12 protein-coding genes are annotated in these 14,727 nt (G+C 71.8%); 4 read left to right on the top strand and 8 right to left on the bottom strand.

The genetic code is table 11. From position 1 onward, the window contains the following. Window positions 1–40 precede the first annotated feature (40 nt). From H9I49_RS20065 to H9I49_RS20050, 4 genes are all read right to left on the bottom strand, one after another. The gene (locus H9I49_RS20065) at window positions 41–2,170 is read right to left on the bottom strand and encodes a 3-hydroxyacyl-CoA dehydrogenase NAD-binding domain-containing protein (RefSeq protein WP_188032138.1); all 2,130 of its coding nucleotides are present in this window, start codon (window positions 2,168–2,170) and stop codon (window positions 41–43) included. Next, window positions 2,167–3,408 carry a thiolase family protein gene (locus H9I49_RS20060; protein ID WP_188032137.1) on the bottom strand — a complete coding sequence of 414 codons (1,242 nt, stop codon included), beginning with the start codon at window positions 3,406–3,408 and terminating at the stop codon, window positions 2,167–2,169. Before H9I49_RS20060 ends, H9I49_RS20065 begins: the two co-directional genes overlap by 4 nt. A gap of 283 nt (window positions 3,409–3,691) precedes the next feature. After that, window positions 3,692–4,963 carry an HRDC domain-containing protein gene (locus H9I49_RS20055; RefSeq protein ID WP_188032136.1) on the bottom strand — a complete coding sequence of 424 codons (1,272 nt, stop codon included), beginning with the start codon at window positions 4,961–4,963 and terminating at the stop codon, window positions 3,692–3,694. Continuing rightward, window positions 4,960–5,544 carry a DUF3000 domain-containing protein gene (locus tag H9I49_RS20050; RefSeq protein WP_188032135.1) on the bottom strand — a complete coding sequence of 195 codons (585 nt, stop codon included), beginning with the start codon at window positions 5,542–5,544 and terminating at the stop codon, window positions 4,960–4,962. The genes H9I49_RS20055 and H9I49_RS20050 overlap by 4 nt, the downstream gene beginning before the upstream one ends. A gap of 94 nt (window positions 5,545–5,638) precedes the next feature. Here H9I49_RS20050 and hemE point away from each other — a divergent pair, with 94 nt between their 5' ends. Both hemE and murJ read left to right on the top strand, forming a co-directional pair. After that, window positions 5,639–6,691 (top strand): uroporphyrinogen decarboxylase, encoded by a 1,053-nt coding sequence (gene hemE / locus H9I49_RS20045; RefSeq protein WP_188032134.1) that lies wholly within the window; start codon window positions 5,639–5,641, stop codon window positions 6,689–6,691. Beyond that, window positions 6,688–8,370: a murein biosynthesis integral membrane protein MurJ gene (gene murJ, locus H9I49_RS20040; protein ID WP_223128936.1), complete on the top strand. Its 1,683-nt coding sequence runs from the start codon at window positions 6,688–6,690 to the stop codon at window positions 8,368–8,370. Before hemE ends, murJ begins: the two co-directional genes overlap by 4 nt. 41 nt (window positions 8,371–8,411) lie before the next feature. Here murJ and H9I49_RS20035 read toward each other — a convergent pair whose 3' ends face one another. Both H9I49_RS20035 and H9I49_RS20030 read right to left on the bottom strand, forming a co-directional pair. Next, window positions 8,412–9,605: a DUF4349 domain-containing protein gene (locus H9I49_RS20035; RefSeq protein WP_188032132.1), complete on the bottom strand. Its 1,194-nt coding sequence runs from the start codon at window positions 9,603–9,605 to the stop codon at window positions 8,412–8,414. Window positions 9,606–9,761: 156 nt separating this feature from the next. After that, the gene (locus H9I49_RS20030; RefSeq protein ID WP_188032131.1) at window positions 9,762–10,478 is read right to left on the bottom strand and encodes a DedA family protein; all 717 of its coding nucleotides are present in this window, start codon (window positions 10,476–10,478) and stop codon (window positions 9,762–9,764) included. A gap of 93 nt (window positions 10,479–10,571) precedes the next feature. Between H9I49_RS20030 and hemG the strand changes: the two genes are divergently transcribed. Both hemG and hemQ read left to right on the top strand, forming a co-directional pair. Continuing rightward, window positions 10,572–11,951 (top strand): protoporphyrinogen oxidase, encoded by a 1,380-nt coding sequence (gene hemG, locus H9I49_RS20025; RefSeq protein ID WP_188032130.1) that lies wholly within the window; start codon window positions 10,572–10,574, stop codon window positions 11,949–11,951. A 34-nt stretch (window positions 11,952–11,985) separates the two neighbouring features. Then, the gene (gene hemQ, locus H9I49_RS20020) at window positions 11,986–12,687 is read left to right on the top strand and encodes a hydrogen peroxide-dependent heme synthase (protein WP_188032129.1); all 702 of its coding nucleotides are present in this window, start codon (window positions 11,986–11,988) and stop codon (window positions 12,685–12,687) included. Between the two features lie 73 nt (window positions 12,688–12,760). Here the strand turns inward: hemQ and msrB are convergent, their stop codons facing one another. Beyond that, window positions 12,761–13,207 carry a peptide-methionine (R)-S-oxide reductase MsrB gene (gene msrB, locus H9I49_RS20015; protein ID WP_188032128.1) on the bottom strand — a complete coding sequence of 149 codons (447 nt, stop codon included), beginning with the start codon at window positions 13,205–13,207 and terminating at the stop codon, window positions 12,761–12,763. 169 nt (window positions 13,208–13,376) lie between these two features. Beyond that, window positions 13,377–14,702 carry a vWA domain-containing protein gene (locus H9I49_RS20010; RefSeq protein ID WP_188032127.1) on the bottom strand — a complete coding sequence of 442 codons (1,326 nt, stop codon included), beginning with the start codon at window positions 14,700–14,702 and terminating at the stop codon, window positions 13,377–13,379. Window positions 14,703–14,727: the final 25 nt, after the last annotated feature.

Genomic DNA, 14,727 nt, shown 5'->3' with positions numbered 1-14,727 from the left:
TCCGTGGCCCCAGAGTGAGGCCGTATGCCGTGTCGTGCCGTCAGGCCGGCGCGTTCGCGACGCCGGCCGGGAGAAACCGCGACCCGGTGACGCGCTCGGAGACTCCCGTGCGGTCGAGGAGCGGCGTGATGCCGCCATTCCAGAACTGGAACCCGGCGCCCGTGATCATGGCGAGGTCGATGTCCATCGGGGCCTGCGCGACACCCTCGTCGAGCATGCGGCGCGCCTCGTCGGCGAGCACCGTCAGGACGCGCTCGCGGACCTGGGCGAGGTCGAGGACGACCGGCTCGGACGGCTTCTCGATGAGCTCGGCGACCTCGGGGTCGAGGACCGGGCGACCGGACGACAGGTCGTAGAAGCCGCGCTTGCCGGCCGCGACGATCCGCTGGAGCGTCGGCGACGCGTAGAACCGGTCGGGGAACGCGCGCACGAGCGTCTCGCCGTTGTGCAGTGCGATGGCCGGGCCGACCAGGCCGATGAGCACGAAGGGCGGCATCGGCGCCAGACCGGCGAAGGCGCGGTCGACGACCTCGATCGGGGTGCCCTCGTCAAGGATCTTCGCAGCCTCGCCCATGAAGCGGCCGAGGAGGCGGTTGACGATGAACGAGGGACTGTCCGCGGCGCGGATGCACGTCTTCCTCAGAGCCTTGCCGACCGCGAACGCCGTTGCGAGAGCGGCATCGTCGGTGCGTTCGCCGGGGATGATCTCGAGCAGTGGCATGACGGCCACAGGGTTGAAGAAGTGGAACCCGACGACCCGTTCGGGGCGCTCCAGGCGGCTCGCCATCTCGGCGATCGACAGGCTCGACGTGTTCGTGGCCAGGACACACTCCGGCGACACGACCGCCTCGACCTCGGCGAAGACCTGCTGCTTGACCGACATCTCCTCGAAGACGGCCTCGATGACGAAGTCGGCGTCGGCGAAGCCACCCTTGCTCGTCGACCCCGTGACGAGGGCCTTGCACCGGTTCAGGCGATCTGGGCTCAGCCGGCCCTTGCCGGCGAGCTTGTCGAGCTCGGCGTGTACGTAGCCGACTCCCTTCGCGACGCGCTCGTCGTCGATGTCGGTCAGCACGACCGGCACCTGGAGACGCTGGATGAACAGCAGCGCCAGCTGGCTCGCCATGAGCCCGGCACCGACGATGCCGACCTTGGTGACGGGTCGGGCGAGCGACTTGTCGGGGGCACCGGCAGGACGCTTGGCACGCTTCTGCACGAGGTCGAACGCGTAGAGGCCTGCACGCAGCTCATCGCTCATGAGCAGGTCGGCCAGCACCTCGTCCTCGGCGGCGAAGCCCTCCTCGCGCGTCGCGGTGCGCGCGGCGGCGATCAGGTCGAGGGCGGCATACGGGCTCTTCGCCTGGCGGCCGGTCTTGACGTCGGCCACACTCCTGGCCTTGGCGACCGACGCGCTCCACGCCGTCTCGTCGCGGTCGACCTGCGGCCGCTCGACCGCTATCTCGCCCGAGAGGACGCGGGCGGCCCAGGCCACGGACTCCTCGAGGAAGTCGGCCGGCTCGAAGAGCGCGTCGGCCATCCCGAGCCGGTACGCCTCGACGCCCTTGAGCATGCGGTTCTGGCTGAGCGGGTTGGCGATGACCACGGTGAGCGCCTTCTCGACGCCGACGAGGTTGGGCAGCAGCCAGCAGCCGCCCCAACCGGGCACGAGGCCCAGGAACACCTCGGGCAGCGCGACGGCGGGCACACCCGCGCTCATGGTGCGGTAGGTCGCCGACAGCGCGAGCTCGACGCCGCCGCCCATGGCCGCGCCGTTGACGAATGCGAACGTGGGGACAGGCAGGTCGGAGAAGGCGGCGTAGGCAGCGTGGCCGGCCCGCGCGATCTCGAGCGCCTGGTCCCGTGATCCGATGAAGGGCACGCCGGTGAGGTCGGCGCCGACGGCGAAGACGAACGGCTTGCCGGTCACCGCAACGGCCTGGATCTCGCCGGCCTCGGCGCGCCCGCGCAGACTGGCGACGGTCTGGGCGAGCCCGGAGATGGACTGCGGCCCGAAGGTGTTGGGCTTCGTGTGGTCGAAGCCGTTGTCGAGCGTGATGAGGGCGAGCGTGCCGGCGCCACCGGGCAGGGCCACATCGCGCACCGGCGTTCGCGTCACGACCTCACTGGCGAAGTCGGCTGCGGCGGTGGGCTTCTCGGTCGTGAGGGTCACGCGACGGCCTCCTTGTCGTTCGTGCTGCTCGTCGAGGACTCGTAGGCCTCGTGGTGCGGGTTCTCCCAGATGACGGCGCCGCCCATGCCGATGCCGATGCACATGGCGGTCAGGCCGTAACGGACCTCGGAGTGCTCCTCGAACTGCCGCGAGAGCTGCGTCATGAGGCGCACGCCAGAGCTCGCGAGGGGGTGACCGGTCGCGATGGCGCCGCCGTACTCGTTGACGCGTGGGTCGTCGTCGGCGATGCCGAAGTGGTCGAGGAAGGCGAGCACCTGCACGGCGAACGCCTCGTTGAGCTCGAAGAGGCCGATGTCCTCGATCGCGAGGCCCGCCTTGGCCAGCGCCTTCTCGGTGGCCGGGACGGGGCCGACTCCCATGACCTCGGGCTCGACGCCGACGAAGGAGTACGAGACCAGGCGCATCCGCACCGGCAGGCCCAGCTCTGTGGCGGCCTGCTCGGAGGCGAGCAGGCACGCGGTGGCGCCGTCGTTGAGGCCGGCCGCGTTGCCCGCCGTGACGTTGCCATGGGCACGGAACGGCGTCTTCAGCTGGCCGAGGTCATCGAGCGTCGTGCCGGGCCGCGGCGGCTCGTCGGCCGTCGCGATGCCCCAGCCCTGCTCGACGTGGCGGGTGGCGACGGTGACGAGGTCGCGCTGGATCTTGCCGCCGGCGTAGGCCGCGGCGAGCTTGTCCTGGCTGCCGACCGCGAAGGCGTCGGAGCGCTCCTTGGTGAGCGTGGGGAAGCGGTCGTGCAGGTTCTCGGCGGTCTTGCCCATGACGAGCGCGTCGGGGTCGACGACCTTCTCGGCGACGATGCGCGGGTTGGGGTCGACGCCCTCGCCCATCGGGTGACGGCCCATGTGCTCGACGCCGCCGGCGATGGCGACGTCGTAGGCGCCGAACGCGATCGAGCTCGCCGTGTTGGTGACCGCGGTCATGGCGCCCGCGCACATGCGGTCGACGGAGTAGCCCGGGGTCGTGTTGGGCAGGCCGGAGAGCAGTGCCGCCGTGCGCCCGAGGGTCAGTCCCTGGTCGCCGATCTGCGTCGTGGCCGCGATGGCGACCTCCTCCACGCGCTCCTTCGGTAGCCCCGGGTTGCGGTGCAGCAGCTCCCGGATGCACCGGATGACGAGGTCGTCGGCGCGGGTCTGGGCGTACATGCCCTTGTCACCCGCCTTGCCGAAGGGCGTTCGGACGCCGTCGACGAAGACGACCTCGTTGAGTGCGCGGGGCACGGTGCCTCCCAGGTGGGTCGGGGGTGATCGGGATGATCGAGGGGTCGCTGGGCCGACTCGGACGCCGGCGTCGGGTCGGGTCCATGGACCGCGACCGCTCTCGATACTACTTCCCGGTAACTTCGGCGCCAATGGCCGTCCGGGTGACCATCCTCACCTGGAGGTCCCGACATTTCGCGCGCTCCACGCCTGAGCGCGCGAAGCATGCGACGAGCGCGCGACATCTCACGCGCGACTGACCGGATCGCGCGCTCCACGCCTGAGCGCGCGAAACGGGGGGTGGTCAGGCGGGCGGGTTCTCCTGGCAGGCGAGGGAGACGAGGGGCGCCGTGATCGTCGTCTGCCAACGCCGCGCCCCCATCGCCGCGAGGGCGTCGGCGACCTCGGCCGTCGTCGGCGCAGCGGGGCCCTCCCAGAGGAAGCGTCGCAGCAGGTCTGGCGTCAGGAGGTTCTCGACCGGGACCGAGAGCTCCTCGGAGATCGCGCCGAGCAGCTCTCGCGAACGGGCGAGCCGGGCCGCGGCGACCGGGTCGCGATCAGCCCAGGCCTTCGGCGGTGGGGGACCGGTCGGGGGGAGCGACAGCACCGGAAGGTCGGACTCCGGGAGGGCGAGCGCCCGGGCGACCACCTCGATGATCGCCTCCTGGTGACGCCGGACGGACCGTGCCAGCCGAGGCTCCGACGAGCTGACCTGTCGGGGCGGCTTGGTGGCTCGTTGGTTGGCCAGCGCGATCTCGCTGATCGCCGCGTCGGGCAGGACCCGGCCGGGTGAGGTGTCGCGCTGCTGGGCCATGCCGTCGCGCCACAGCCACAGCTCGCGCACGATGGCGAGGCCGCGACGGCCGCGGACCTTGTGCATGCCCGACGTGCGCCGCCACGGGTCGACGCGCGGCTCGGGGCCGGTGAACCCGAGCAGGGCGTCGAACTCCTCGGCGGCCCAGGCGGACTTGCCCTGCGTGGCGAGCTCAGCGGCCACCGCGTCGCGTAGGTCGACGAGCACCTCGACGTCGAGGGCGGCATACAGCAGCCACGGCTCGGGCAGGGGGCGCGCCGACCAGTCGACGGCGGAGTGCTCCTTGGCGAGCTGGAGGCCGAGGAAGTGTTCGACCATGGCGCCGAGACCGACACGCGGCAGACCGACCAGGCGTCCACCGAGCTCGGTGTCGAAGAGCGACGTCGGCTTCAGCCCGACCTCGGCGAGGCACGGGAGGTCCTGCGTCGCGGCGTGCAGGATCCACTCGGCGTCGCCGATGGCGTCACCGACCGGAGAGAGGTCGGGGCACGCGATCGGGTCGATGAGCCACGTGCCCGAGCCCTCACGGCGGATCTGCACGAGATAGGCCTTCTGTCCGTACCGGTAGCCCGACGCGCGCTCGGCGTCGATGCCTACCGGGCCCGTGCCGGACGCGATCGCCTCAGCGGCGCGCACCAGCGCACGCTCGTCGACGACGACGTCGGGGACGCCGTCACGCGGGTGGGTCAGCGGTGTCAGGGTGGTGTCGGCGACCGCGTCGTCGCCGAGGTCCTCCGCGGTCTCTGCGGGCTCAGCCGTCACCGGCGCTGCCCCGGCAGGGGCACGACGCCGTCGGGCAGCGGCGGGATGCCGGCGATGGTGCACAGCATGTCGGCCCACGCGCGCAGGTGGTCGACGACGTCGTCACCCACCGGGGTCCATGACGCACGGATCTCCATCTCGACGCTCGCCTCGCGGTCTGCGAGCCCCGCGAAGCTCTCGCTGACGACGCGGGTCACGGTGCCGGCCTCGGCCGTCCACGCGAGGCCGCGCTCGGTGAGCGACTCCGTGAGCCACGACCAGCCGACGGCGCCCAGCATCGGGTCGCCGGCGAGCTCTGGCTCGAGCTCGGCCCGAGCGAACGTGACGACTCGCCACTGCCCGTCCCACGTCTCTGGGGCCGCCGGGTCGTGCAGCAGGACGAAGCGCCCGGTCGCGAGGTCGTCGTCGGGGTCGGCGATGTCGATGACGTCGGCGGTCAGCGCGGCAGCATAGGGAGCGATGCGCGTCGGGGCCGGCACCTCGGTCAGGCGAACCTCGGAGCGCAGACGGACGTCTCGCAGGGCGCTCAGCGTCCTCGCGAAGACCGCGCCGTGGTTGCCCGGCAACGTTCTCGTGTGCACCAGATGAGGGTATGCCGGAGTCGGGTGATCTGTCCTCAGGGCGCGCCGGACCAGCGTGGCGAGCAGGCGCCAGGCACCGTGGCAGGATTGTCCGGTGCCGACCACCGCCCCGCCAGCCACAAGCCAGAGCGACCTCGTCCGCGCTGCACGCCGCGAGCCGGTGACGCGTACGCCGGTGTGGTTCATGCGTCAGGCCGGGCGCTCGCTGCCGGAGTACCGCGCCGTGCGCGAGGGCGTCCCGATGCTCGAGTCGTGCATGCGTCCCGACCTCGTCACCGAGATCACCCTGCAGCCGGTGCGCCGTCACGGCGTCGACGCCGCCATCTTCTTCAGTGACATCGTCGTACCGCTCAAGGCCATCGGGGTCGACCTCGACATCGTGCCCGGGGTCGGGCCGGTGGTGGCCCATCCCATTCGCACGCGCGCCGACCTCGACCAGCTCGTCCCGCTGACCCCCGAGCACGTCCCCTTCGTCACCGAGGCGGTGCGCCAGCTCGTCGCCGAGCTGGGTGACGTCCCGCTCATCGGGTTCGCCGGCGCACCGTTCACGCTCGCCTCCTACCTCGTCGAGGGCGGCCCCTCGAAGAACCACGAGAAGACGAAGGCGCTCATGCACGGTGACCCGCAGCTCTGGGACGCCCTGTGCGAGAGGCTGGCCCAGATCTCGGGGGCGTTCCTGCGGGTCCAGGCACAGGCCGGCGCGAGCGCGGTCCAGCTCTTCGACTCATGGGCGGGGGCACTGTCCCGGGCCGACTACGCGGCCCGGGCGATGCCGCACTCCGCCCTCGCCCTCGGGGCGGTGGCCGACCTCGACGTGCCGCGCATCCACTTCGGCGTCGGCACGGGAGAGCTGCTCTCGCTCATGGGCGAGGCCGGAGCCGAGGTCGTCGGCGTCGACTACCGCGTCTCGCTGACCGACGCCGTCGAGCGGCTCGGGCCGAGGTATGCCGTGCAGGGCAACCTCGACCCGGCCCTGCTGTTCGCGCCATGGGAGGCTCTCGAGCGCCGCGTGCGCGAGATCGTCGACGAGGGCAGGCACGCACCCGGCCACATCTTCAACCTCGGGCACGGCGTGCTGCCCGACGTCGACCCGGACGTCCTCACCCGGGTCACCGCGCTCGTGCACGAGTGCTCGAGCCGCCGATGACGGCTGCGCCGTCGGTCGCCCGCTCCAGCCTCACCATGTTCGGTGGGTCTGTCGCCTCACGCGTGCTCGGCACCGTGCGCAACGGACTCATCACCGCCATCATCGGCGCCACCTTCGCCGGTGACGCCTTCTCCCTCGCAAACACCCTGCCCAACGTCCTCTACGTCCTGGCTGCCGGCGGCATCCTCAACGCGGTGCTGATCCCCTCGCTCGCCCGCGCCATGAAGCTCGAGGACGGCGGCCAGGAGTTCACCGACCGAGTCATCACGGTCGCGCTCGCCGGCATGGCTGTCATCACCGTCGTCGTCATGGCCGGGGCGGGAGGTTTCGTGTGGTTGCTCGCGCGCAACTCCACACCGGACTTCAAGGAGCTTGCACTCGCGTTCTCGCTCATCTGCCTGCCGCAGATCTTCTTCTACGGGCTCTTCGCGCTGCTCGGCCAGATCCTCAATGCGCGAGGGCGCTTCGGCGCGTTCGCCTGGGCGCCGTTCCTCGCGAACGTCGTGGCTGTAGCGGGGCTCGTGCTGTTCCTCGTGGTCTTCCCGCAGCCGCACCTGCTCGGGCCCGACAGACACCCACGGCCGCGCGACCCGTCGGAGTGGACGGGGCCGATGATCTGGCTCTTCGCGGGATCGGCCACGTTGTCCGTCGTCGTGCAGGCGCTGTCTCTGGTGCCGGCGCTGCGCCGCACGGGCTTCCACTACCGGCCGCGATGGGGACTGCGGGGCGTCGGGCTCGGCGGCGTGAGCCGGCTCGCGCTGTGGGCCTTCGCCGGCCTCGCCATCTCGCAGCTCGGCTTCTTCATCAGCCAAGGCGTCCTCAACAACGCGACGTCCCATGCGAAGGAGCTCGGCCTCGCTGCCGTGGCACGCGGCCCGGCGGCATACAGCATCGCCTTCACGCTCTTCATGCTGCCGCACGCGTTCGTCACCGTCTCGATCATCACGGCGCTCTTCCCGCGCTTCTCGGCGGCGGCCGCATCCGGAGACACCGAGAGCCTGCGCAACGACTTCCGCACCGGCCTGACGATGCCGCTCGTCGCCAACGTGCCGATCATGGTGGCCGTCATGGTGCTGGCCAACCCGATCGTCGCGCTGCTCAACCCCGGCATCGACACGCGGTCCGTCCAAGTAGCCGCCAGCGTGCTCGTCATCATGATCCTCGGGCTCGTTCCGTTCGGGCTCGACCTGCTGTGCTACCGGATGTTCTTCGCACTGGAGGACGGCCGACCCACTGTGGTCATGCAGGTGCTGCTCACCGGCATCAGTGCACTGGCCGGTGTCATCACGCTGTTCGTCAACCCCGTCTGGGCCATCGGCGTCATGGCGATGGGGCAGACGGTCGGCAACGTCGTCAGCTCCGGGGTCGGCCTGTACCTGTTGCGACGGCGCACGGGCAGCCTCGGCCTCAGCGGTGCGGTGGTCACCATGGCCCGGGTCGGCGTCGCCGCCGCTGTCGCTGGCGTCGTCGCGTGGGCGGTGACCGTCGTCCTCGAGCCGATCACCAGTGGCGCCATCGACAGCACGTCGTCGATCGTCAAGCGGATGTTCGCCAGCGCCCTCGAGATCGGCCTCGTCGGCCTCGTCTTCACGGTCATCTACCTCGGCCTCGCGCACGTGCTGCACGTCCGCGAGGTCCGACAGGTCGCCGACCTGGTCCGCGGGCGGCTCGGTCGCTGACCGAGCCGCCCGCGGCGACCGTCACCCGTCGGCGTCGCCGGTCACGCACCCGAGGGCGGGCCCGCCGACTCAGGCTTCGACGGCGTGCCGCTCGTCCCGGTGGCGCTCGTCCCGGTGGCGCTGGTCCCGGTCGGGGCGCCGACCGGCTGCGGAGCGGCCCCGGCGCCCGGGGCCTCGGCCGCGTGGGAGGTCGCGACGGGGGCACCCGTGTCGCGGCGGCGCCAGCGGCGCAGCGCGAGCAGGATCAGGGGGACGAGGATGACGAGCCACGGGAGCAGGACCGCGAGGCCGGTGACGATGACGGTGAGCGAGCCGAGGAAGCTCTCCCAAGCCGTACGCAGCCCGCCGCCGGGACCGTTGTCGTCCTCGACCGGCGTGGTGGCGTCGGTCCACAGCGACACGGTCACGTCGCTCATCGTCGTCAGCTTGTCGAGCTGCGCGAGGCGCTGCGTGAGTGAGTCGAGCTCGGCCTGGCGCCGGGTCAGCTCGCTCTCGAGCGTGATGATCTGCTGGAGCTCGGTGGTCTTGGCGAGGAGCGCGCGCAGCCGGTCGATGCCGTCACGCATCGGCTGGATGCGGGCCTTCGTGTCGACGTAGGTGTCGGTGACGTCCTGGGTCTGCGACGAACGGTACGACACGGACCCGATCCGCGAGAGCTCCGTGAGCACCTTGTCGAGTGACTCGGCGGGGACACTGAGCACCATGCCGGCCTCGTCGACGCCGACCCGGGGCAGGGCCCGACCCGACTCGGTGGCCGGGCCGACCATGCCGGGGCCGCCCGTCGGATCGTCCGCCGTCACGACGTTCTCCGAGGTCACCTGACCGCCCGCGCTGGTGGCGATGACCCGGGCTCGGGCCGCAGCCCCCGTGAGATCGGTGACCTTGATGCCCAGCCAGGCCGTACGCGCGAGCTTCTCCCCGATGACGGCGACCGACGCGCCGGGGCTCGACGGCGCGTCGGCCGCCGGGGACTTGGCCGAGCGGTCGGACGCGGCGGGGGCTCCGCCGTCCTGCGACAGGTCGTCGGGGGTGGCCGCGGTGCCGCCCCGGACCGCGTTCGGGCCCAGCTCGACGGTCGCGTCCGAGGGGGCCCCGGGCGAGGCCCCCGACAGCGCTCGCAGGCCCAGCGGGACCGCGGCCACGAGCACGAGAGCGAGTGCCACGACGAAGGCGAGGAGCCGACGACGTGAGGGTGCGAGGGAGGATGGGCGGGGGAGGCGCGAGGTGTCGGTCATGGCGAGCCTTTCGACGGGTCGCCTCCCGTGCGGTGCCGGATGCTGTGCTGGTCCGTGCGGTGTGCTGGCGACGTCCTGTTGCCTCCAAAGACACCGGGCGGTCCCGGAACGTTGCGGGGGACGCGTCGGACCCATGACCGGCAGGAGGTGGCCGGCTCAACCGCGCCCGGTCGACTCTTCGCTCGCGCGTTCGGTCGCTTCCTCGGTCGCTCGTGGGGACGTCCGGTCGGCGCGGCCCCGTCGGACCCGGCGCGCGACGAGCCACGCGACGAGGGCCGCGACGGCGGTCACCACGACGACGTCCAGGACCGAGGAGTACCGGTCGACGAGCTCGTAGCGCGACCCGAGCAGCCAGCCCAGCCCGATGAGCAGCCCGTTCCAGATCGCGCTGCCGGCGACCGTGAAGACGGTGAACCGCAGGATCGGCATGTGCACCGCGCCGGCCGGGAGCGAGACGAGGCTGCGCACGCCCGGCACGAGGCGGCCGAAGAAGACGGAGCGTCGCCCGTGGTCCGCGAACCACGCAGTGGTGCGGACGAAGTCGCTTCGGTCGACGAGCGGCAACCGCGCGAGCAGCGCGATTGCTCGGGCCTGGCCGAGTCGAGAGGCGAGCAGGTACAGGGCCATGGCGCCCAGGTAGGAACCGAGCGTGCTGGTCACGAGCAGGAGGGCGAGGCTCATCTGGCCCTGCCGGGCGATGAAGCCGGAGAGGGGCAGCACCACCTCGCTGGGGATCGGCGGGAGGACCGTCTCGACGAACGTGAGCGCCGCGACGCCCCACTCGCCCAGAGTGCGGATGACTCGGCTGGCGATCCCGACCAGACCCGACAGCTCGGCCGTGGGCAGGGCGAGCAGCAGGGCGGGGGCTGTCATGTCCTCCACATTCCCCCATCGGCCCCGCGGTGGACAAACGCTCCCGGCCGGGGCCGCGCTCGGGGCTGATCGCATGGGTGGGAGAGTGGCGACATGGTCAGGAGCGTCGCGGTCATCGGCGGTGGCATCAGTGGTCTCGCGGCGGCGTGGGAGCTGACCAGACCGGGCAGTGACGTCGCCGTCACGGTCCTGGAGGGCAGCGACCGCGTCGGCGGCAAGCTGCGGCTCGAGGACGTCGGCGGCGTGCGCATCGACGTCGGCGCCGAGTCGGTGCTCGCGCGTCGTCCCGAGGCCCTCGGCCTCTTCGAGGAGCTCGGTGTCGATGACCGGACGACCCACCCGGGCGGGGCCGGCGCCTCGATCGTGTCCCGCGGCCGGCGCTGGCCGATGCCCAAGGGGACGGTCATGGGCGTGCCCTCCGACCCGGAGTCCGTCCGCGGACTGCTCACCGACGCCGAGGTGGACCGTCTCGTCCACGAGCGCGTCGACGGCGTCCTCCATGGCGACGTCTCGGTCGGCGACCTCGTCGACGCCCGCCTGGGGCCTGCTGTCACCGACCGCCTCGTCGAGCCCCTTCTCGCCGGCGTCTACGCGGGCCACGCCCGCGAGATCTCCGCCGAGCAGGCCGTCCCGGCGCTCGCCGCCGCCGCACGCGACGGACGCCCCCTTCTCGAGGTCGCGCGGGCCGCCGTGGAGGCGGCAGCAGGCGGGCCGATGGCCGTGATGCCGGTGTTCGCCACCCTGGTGGGCGGGCTCGGCGGCCTCCCGGAGATCCTGCTGCGCGAGCTCGCCCGGGCGGGCGCCGACGTGCGCACCGGAGCGGTCGTGCGCGGACTGCGCCGCACCGGCGACGGTTGGGTCGTCTCGACGGGTCCCACGACAGACGTGGTCGACGACCTCTTCGACGCCGTCGTCGTCGCCACCCCGCCGCCCGCGACCGCTCGGCTGCTGCGTGACGAAGCGCCCGCGGCCGCATACGCGCTCGCGGGGATCGAGCTCGCGTCGATGGCGATCATCTCGTTCGCACTGTCGGGGTCGGCCCCTGAGGTTCTCGACGGCACCGGGTTCCTCGTGCCGCCCACCGAGCCGCTGACGATCAAGGCCGCGACGTTCAGCACCGTCAAGTGGCCCTGGCTCGCCGCCGCCCACCCCGACCGGACCTTCCTGCGTGCCTCTGTCGGACGCCATCGGGAAGAGGCGTCGGTCCAGCGCAGCGACGACGAGCTCGTCGAGGTCGCCCTCGCCGACCTGCGCACCGTCCTGGGCCCCGCGCTCCCGGACCCCGTCGCCGCACACGTCCAGCGCTGGGGCGGGGGACTGCCCCAGTACGCAGTCGGGCACCGGACCCGGCTGGCCCCCACGCGCGAGCTCCCGCCCGGGCTGGCGCTGTGCGGGGCGGCATACGACGGCGTCGGGGTCCCGGCGTGCATCGCGTCCGGGCGTGCCGCCGCTCGCGCCGTGCTGACCCGCTGACGCGCGCGTCCGGACGGCTTGGGATGATGGGCGCATGAGCGAGCGCGTGAGCCCGGCCCGGATGCGGGAGATCAACGACACGATCCGTTACAGCATGTGGTCGGTGTTCAGCACCGTGAGTCCGCTCGGTGACGACCGCGACAAGCTCACGGCAGAGCTCGAGGCCTTCCTCGACGAGATCGCCGCCGAAGGGGTGGTCGTCCGCGGACTCTACGACGTCGCGGGCCTGCGGGGTGACGCCGACTTCATGGTGTGGTGGCACGCCGAGAGCATCGAGCAGCTCCAGTCGGCCTACCACCGGCTGCTGCGCACCGAGCTCGGGCAGCACCTCGAGCCGACGTGGAGCTCCGCGGCGCTGCACCGTCCCGCGGAGTTCAACAAGAGCCACGTGCCGGCGTTCATGGCCGACGAGGTCGCTCGGAAGTACGTCTGCGTCTACCCGTTCGTGCGCTCGTACGACTGGTACCTCCTGGAGGACGACGAGCGCCGGGACATGTTGCGCGAGCACGGCCAGATGGCCCGCGACTACCCCGACGTGCGAGCCAACACCATCGCGTCGTTCGCCCTCGGCGACTACGAGTGGCTGCTGGCCTTCGAGGCGGACGAGCTGCACCGCATCGTCGACCTCATGCGCGAGCTGCGCGCCTCCCGGGCACGTCTGCACGTGCGCGAGGAGGTGCCGTTCTTCACCGGCCCCAAGGTGCAGCCGGCCGAGCTCGTCGCCAACCTGCGCTGACGCGCCGAGGCGCGGGGGGCCGCCGTCAGGGGCGGCGCGACCGCGACACGGCCTCGCGAGTCCGAAGCCGGGCTCAGGCCTCGGGTGCGGCGTCCTCGTCGGGCTGCAGGCGCAACGAGATCGAGTTGATGCAGTAGCGCTGGTCGGTGGGGGTGTCATACCCCTCGCCCTCGAAGACGTGGCCGAGGTGCGAGCCGCACGTTGCGCATCGCACCTCCACGCGCTTCATCCCCAGGCTGCGGTCCTCGATGTACTCCACCGAGTCGCCGGCGAGGGGTGAGTAGAAGGACGGCCAGCCGCAGTGCGACTCGAACTTCGTGTCACTGCGGAAGAGCTCGGCGCCGCACGCGCGGCACGAGTAGACGCCATGGGTCTTCGTATCGGTGTACTCGCCGCGGAACGCGGGCTCGGTGCCGGCCTTTCGCAGCACCTGGTACTCGGCGGGACTCAGGGCGGCGCGCCACTCGTCGTCGGTGCGCTGGACGGCATACGGCTTGGCTGAGGTGCTCTTGTCGCTCATGTCCAGACCAACGCCACGTCTCCGGGGTTTGTGCCCGGTCCCGGGCTGTCCGTGGTTACGACTTCTTACGGGCCGCATCGCTTCCTACGGGCCGCAGCGCGACGAGGGGCCCCGGACGGTGCCGGGACCCCTCGCGCTGCTCAGCCCGGAGTGGGTGGGTCGAGCGGGCTCACTTCTTGTTCGGCGGCGCCGAGCAGGTGGCGGTGGCCGTGTTGCCCGCCGCGTCGGTTGCCGTCAGGAGCAGGTCGCCCTGGACGGTGACGTGCCAGTCGACCATGCCCTCGAACGGCACCGCCGACGGCGTCGCGCCGAGAGCCTGCGTCATCTTGATGTACGTCCCCGGGTCGTACGGGCCGAAGCTGGCGCCCGTCGCGGTGTCGGAGACCGTCACGGTGGTACCAGGCAGGTTGTCGTCGGCGACGAGCTGGTAGAAACCGGCCTTCTTGTACCCGGGCGGCGTGACGCCGTCGGGGTTGACGCCGGGACCGCACGACACGGTGGGCGGGGTGACGTCGTTGACCTTGATGCTGACGGTCTGGACGAACTCCGGCCCGGCCTCGGCACCGTTGATCAGGAACGTGGTCGTGCACGTCAGGGTCGAGCCCTGGGGTGCGTCCGCCGCCACGGTGATGGCCTCGTCGAGCACGACGTCGCTGCCGCTCGTCACGGTCTGCGGCAGGGAGGGCGTGAACGCGATGGACAGGCCCGGGTCGCACGAGACGTCGGCGCTCACCTCGGCCGGCAGGTTGCCCAGCCCGGCGAGGATCGTGGCCGCGACATTCCCCGGGGTCACGCTCGGGAAGAACGTGCCGGAGGTGGCGGCGGCGATGCGCTGAGCCTGTCCCGTGGCGTTGAGGCCGTCGGCCCCACCGGACGCCACGTTGATGGCGATGACCTGGGCGCCCACACCCGTGAGGGACGCGGTCGCGTCGGCCTCGGAGTGGCCGCCGCTCGGGTCGTGGCCGCTGGCGTCGCCGAACCAGACGACGATGCGCGAGGAGTCCGGACGGAACGAGATGGCGCTGCCGCCGGTCCCGACCTCCCAGAGGGCGTTGAGCTGGCCCTCAGGGGTGTCACCCCCGCCACCCGCGACGAGGCTGTCGATGGCCCCCTGAGCGGTGGCCTGGCTGCCCGTCAGGTCGGACTCGACCTGGAAGAACTGCGCCCCGTCGGTCGCGTCCTTGTAGGACACGACCGCGAACTGCGCCTGCGGCTGGGCCGACTGCACCGTGGTGACGATCGATCCCATCTCCGACTTCACGTTGGCGATGGCGGACCCCATGCTGCCCGTCTCGTCGACGACGAGGACGATGTCGGGCTTGGGCGGGATCGCAGGTGTGCTGACGGTCTTGGTGACGTGGACGGTGTCGCCCGGATCGACCGACGCGTCGTAGGTGGCCGGGCTGACGCCGGCACCCATCGCAAGGGCCGGAGTTGCTACAAGAGCCCCGGCGGCGGCGAGCGTGAGCGCACTTCGGCGCATGGCTGTGAACACGATGTCCCCTTTCGTGGGAACGAGA

It is taken from the genome of Terrabacter sp. MAHUQ-38 (assembly GCF_014518425.1).
In the GTDB taxonomy this organism is placed as follows: Bacteria; Actinomycetota; Actinomycetes; order Actinomycetales; family Dermatophilaceae; genus Terrabacter.
This window is presented reverse-complemented; position numbering and strand designations above follow the sequence as displayed.

What these genes read in the sequence shown, in the direction of transcription:
- hemQ (WP_188032129.1), top strand. Translation starts at nt 11,986, where the DNA reads ATGAGCGAGCGCGTGAGCCCGGCCCGGATGCGGGAGATCAACGACACG.
- murJ (WP_223128936.1), top strand. Translation starts at nt 6,688, where the DNA reads ATGACGGCTGCGCCGTCGGTCGCCCGCTCCAGCCTCACCATGTTCGGT.
- hemG (WP_188032130.1), top strand. Translation starts at nt 10,572, where the DNA reads ATGGTCAGGAGCGTCGCGGTCATCGGCGGTGGCATCAGTGGTCTCGCG.
- H9I49_RS20035 (WP_188032132.1), bottom strand. Translation starts at nt 9,605, where the DNA reads ATGACCGACACCTCGCGCCTCCCCCGCCCATCCTCCCTCGCACCCTCA.
- msrB (WP_188032128.1), bottom strand. Translation starts at nt 13,207, where the DNA reads ATGAGCGACAAGAGCACCTCAGCCAAGCCGTATGCCGTCCAGCGCACC.
- H9I49_RS20030 (WP_188032131.1), bottom strand. Translation starts at nt 10,478, where the DNA reads ATGACAGCCCCCGCCCTGCTGCTCGCCCTGCCCACGGCCGAGCTGTCG.